This is a genomic window from Psittacicella melopsittaci (assembly GCF_003585925.1).
GTDB classification, from domain to species: domain Bacteria; phylum Pseudomonadota; class Gammaproteobacteria; order Enterobacterales; family Psittacicellaceae; genus Psittacicella; species Psittacicella melopsittaci.
In genome coordinates, this window is sequence record NZ_NRJH01000075.1 from 1 (window position 1) to 4204 (window position 4204).

A 4204-nucleotide genomic window follows, 5' to 3' on the forward strand; every position below is an offset into this window, starting at 1 on the left:
TTTTAAATAAATAATCTAAATAAAAAGCGGACTTCGAAAAAAACTCGAAGTCCGTTTTATTTTTTCCTAATTTTGGGTTAAATTTTTATGTCCTAAACATCAAAAAGTTAGGGATATATTTTCAAATTATTATTGACAATTATTCTTTTATTGCATATAATGAACCAGTCAAAGAAATAAGACAAAATCAGAATCAGAGAATATATATAATTAATGCTCTAAGTAAGCGTTAATTTTAAATTAAAAAATTCGGCGTGATGGCAGAATGGCTTATGCAGCGGATTGCAAATCCGTCTATCTCGGTTCAATTCCGGGTCGCGCCTCCATTTTATTCATACGACTCTATTTACACATCACTTTTTTAATAAGAACCCCAGAAAAAATTTCTGGGGTTCTTATTTTATTTTTCATTATTCAACTGGAATCATATGTTTAATGATTAAACTTAAAGTCTCACGTCCACAATAACGATTAATTGACATAGTATAGTAAACCTCCATTTCTGGAGCTAAGGAATTAATTAACTCTGGCGTAGCTTTAAATTTAATTGCTGAATGACAAATATTATTTGCATCCATAAAGTCTAAAATTAAAGTGTCACGTTTAGATTTACCAACTAAACGCGGGCTGTTATATATCTTGAATCTACTTTTGAACACAGGTTCTGGAAAACCCTTGCCCCAAGGTCCTAAACGAACTAATTCTTTAGCAAAATCTAAAGTAATATAGTTTACTGGAAGTTCAAGATCACAATAAATAGTTTCTTGCCCTATATCATCAGGATCAACCGTTTCTCTTACGATTAACTCAAAAGCTTGAGAAAACTTATTAAAGTCTTTTTCTCTAATAGTTACCCCTGCTGCTCCTGAGTGCCCCCCAAACTTAACAATTAGATCTGGATAACGTTTGGAAATAGTATCGAGACAATCTTTAATATGCAGATTGTTAATTGATCTTCCTGAACCTTTAATTAAGCCCCCTTCATCTGTAGAAAAGACAAAAGTTGGACGCCAATATTTATCTTTAATAATTGAGCTATTTAAGCCAATAACCCCTTGGTGCCAACTCGGATCATAGAGGCAAATTGAATAGCAATCTGTATGCAGAAAACGTGCTTCAAACTGCTCTAAAGCTTGTTGGGAGTTTTCAGCTTGCACAACCGAACGCTTTTTATTAGTTTCGGCCATTTCATAGGCGATTACTTCGGCAATACGTTCATCATCAGAGATTAAACATTCTACTCCTTTAACCATGTTATCCATTCTTCCTATGGCATTGATTAAAGGTGCTACCTTAAAGCTAATATCGTCGGCACTAAAATCGACATTATTAATTTTTTGTACTTTAAGAATTGCTTGTACCCCTTTAGAACATTGTCCTGCCCTAATTCTTCTTACTCCCTGCTCAACTAAAATACGATTGTTATAGTCTAAATTAGCTAAGTCAGCTACTGTACCTATAGCCACTAAATCCAAATACTGATCTGGATTAAAATTCATATCATAGGTATCAAAAAAGCGATTAACGCGTTTTCTTAGAAAATCTAATTCTGAAGAATTGAAATCTTCTTTATTTTCTAGAATCAGATTTATTTTTTCATACACTATAGTATTGGTTAGGTTTATTGCCTTAGCAATTACACTAAACTCTTGGTGAATGTAGTAGCTTAATACTTTCATAAGATAGAAAGCTACCCCTACTCCAGTAAGATTTTTTGAAGGGAAGTTACATCCTTTTTGGTTAGGGTTAATAATTGCTACAGCTTCTGGAACCGTATCACCGCCTAGGTGGTGGTCAGTAATAATTACGTCAACTTTTTTAAAGTTAGCGTATTCTACGCCCTCAAAAGAACTTATCCCATTATCCACGGTGATTATCAGGTCAGCGTGGTGCTCTTGAATTGCTAAATCAACTAAAGCAGGTGATAAGCCATAACCATGAATAATACGATCTGGAATTATATAATTTACATTAGTAAAACCTAATCTTTTTAGACTTAGATAAACTAATGAAGTAGAGGTTGCTCCATCGGCATCATAATCGCCAATAATTACAACACTCTCGTTTTCAATTAAAGCATTGATTAGTCTTTTTACCGCTTTGCTAAGATCTTTAAAGTGAATTGGATTGATAAGATTGCGTAAACTATAGTCTAATTGGTTTACGTCCGTTATATTACGGTTAGAAAAAATATAATCCTTAATTTGATCTTGCAAACCTAATAAGTGTTGCGGTTTACGCTCCACTATTTTTATAGTTTTCTCTAGCATAGTTTTGCATGATTAGTTTATTTTCTGTTCTATTTTATCACGGCAAATTATAAATAAAAAAGAGGATCTAACATTTTTAAGCCAGAAAAAGAAAAAACTAGACACTTTGATGTCTAGTTTAGTTAGAACGATTGCGTAAATAGTTGATTATATAAGTAATAACTATGAGATAAATTCCCAGATTTATCCATACGTCTGCAAGGTTAAATACCGCAAAACTCCAGGTTCCACCAAAGGTAAAGTGAATAAAATCAATTACTCTACCAAAAGCTATGCGCTCGAGACCATTACCAAAAGCTCCAGCTGCAATAAAAATTTGGGCAAAGGCTATAGCTTTTTCGGTTTTAGTTGCTTTGCTATCACGGAGATTGCTACTTGCAAAATAGACTAAAAATACGCCTACAATTACGGCAAATGATCCTACAACCACACGCATTAAAGTTGGATAATTTGAGCCAATACTAAAGCTAAAGCCATAGTTGTATACTAGTGTCCATTGTAAAAAGGTTTCACCTAGCACAGGAACACTTTGTAAATAGGCTAAAGTAGTATCAAAGTAGTATTTACTGTACCAATCTAAAGCAACCAATACTACTAAGAGAAAAAGAGAGAATATAAGTAATTTATTTTTGTTCATAGACAAGATAAAGATTATCTTCGTTAAGATTAATTTGATAGAGTAAATTTAAAGTCAAGCATTGCTCTAACTGGGTGAATTTTTCTTGCGTAGCAAGAGCTTGAACTCCCGAACCTAATATCTTAGGTGCCATAAAATAGTGCAATTGAGAAAATAATTTTTGCTCAAGGAAAAAGTTTGTTAGACTTGAGCCAGTTTCTACCAGCACATTAGCAAGGGCATATTCTTGCTTAAGTATTTGTAATATTTTTTCTAAATCTTGTTTTTGGTGGGAGTTGTAACCTACGACAAAATTTAATTCTGGGATTTTATTCGCTAAAGGATGTTCCTTTTGCGAAACTATAATTAAATTTTGGCTCTGATGATGTTTAAATATTTCCTCTTGCCCTGTTAAGAGAAAACTATTATCAAAAATAACTACTTTAGGTTGTTTTAAATCTTTTACTGCTAGATAATTTTTTACTTCTTGCGGTAATTGCTCATATCTAACATTGTATTTAGCTTGATCAATTATTAGTGTTTTTGCACTCGTTAAAATAGCATCACTTTGCCATCTTAGAGCTTGCACATATTCACGTGCTTGTAGCGAAGTTATCCATTTGGAATTGCCATTAGGTAAAGCAATTTTACTATCTAGAGAAGCTCCAATTTTAACCTTGATAAAAGGTAAATCCGCTTGAGCTTGTAAAGCAAAAAAGTCCTTATTTAGATTTAAACATTGTTGCCAAGGAACAAATTCAACTTCAACTCCTGCCTCACGCAAAATTTTTACTCCTTTACCATTTACCTTGTCTGTAGTATCGGCACTAAGATAAGTAACCTTAGCTACCTTACAGTCGGCAAGTAAATTAGCACAAGGAGGCGTACGCCCATAGTGGGCACAAGGTTCTAAAGTTACATAAACATGAGCATGAGCAATTTTTTCTTGCCAAGTATCAGGATATGCTTGTTGTAATTTTTCTACTGCGTCACGTTCGGCATGGGCAGTTCCTGCAAATTTGTGATAACCAAGAGAAATTATTTGCCCCTCTTTTACAATCAAACAGCCTACTGCGGGATTAGGATAGCAGGAGATTTTCCCTTTTAAGGCAAGATTGTAAGCTAATTCTTGATAAATTAAATCTAATTCTTTTGTCATCATACAATTAAACATTTGCGTAATATTTATAGGTATTAATACCAAAAAGCACTAGTAAAATAATTAATAAAATAATTATTTGGGCTAGGCGTTTTTTACTCATAGGTTCACGCATATTAAAATCCTTATTAACCTGTTATTAAATTTTCTTTATATTAT

At 33.1% G+C, this 4204-nt stretch carries 3 protein-coding genes and 1 tRNA gene; 1 reads left to right on the forward strand and 3 read right to left on the reverse strand.

Annotated elements, in window-relative coordinates; genetic code table 11:
* The first annotated feature begins 251 nt into the window (after positions 1 to 251).
* A tRNA-Cys gene (locus CJP74_RS07630) sits at positions 252 to 326 on the forward strand.
* 84 nt (positions 327 to 410) lie between these two features.
* Here CJP74_RS07630 and recJ read toward each other — a convergent pair.
* The 3 genes from recJ to ribD form a co-directional block, all read right to left on the reverse strand.
* On the reverse strand, positions 411 to 2270 hold the full coding sequence (recJ, locus tag CJP74_RS07635) for a single-stranded-DNA-specific exonuclease RecJ (protein WP_119497894.1): 1860 nt from the start codon (positions 2268 to 2270) through the stop codon (positions 411 to 413).
* Positions 2271 to 2388: 118 nt separating this feature from the next.
* Positions 2389 to 2907: a signal peptidase II gene (gene lspA, locus CJP74_RS07640; protein WP_119497896.1), complete on the reverse strand. Its 519-nt coding sequence runs from the start codon at positions 2905 to 2907 to the stop codon at positions 2389 to 2391.
* Positions 2894 to 4048 carry a bifunctional diaminohydroxyphosphoribosylaminopyrimidine deaminase/5-amino-6-(5-phosphoribosylamino)uracil reductase RibD gene (ribD, locus tag CJP74_RS07645; RefSeq protein ID WP_222987029.1) on the reverse strand — a complete coding sequence of 385 codons (1155 nt, stop codon included), beginning with the start codon at positions 4046 to 4048 and terminating at the stop codon, positions 2894 to 2896. The genes lspA and ribD overlap by 14 nt, the downstream gene beginning before the upstream one ends.
* Between the last annotated feature and the right edge of the window lie 156 nt (positions 4049 to 4204).

Excerpts from the sequence above, each read along its gene's own strand:
- recJ (WP_119497894.1), bottom strand. The coding sequence starts at position 2,270 with ATGCTAGAGAAAACTATAAAAATAGTGGAGCGTAAACCGCAACACTTA.
- ribD (WP_222987029.1), bottom strand. The coding sequence starts at position 4,048 with ATGATGACAAAAGAATTAGATTTAATTTATCAAGAATTAGCTTACAAT.
- lspA (WP_119497896.1), bottom strand. The coding sequence starts at position 2,907 with ATGAACAAAAATAAATTACTTATATTCTCTCTTTTTCTCTTAGTAGTA.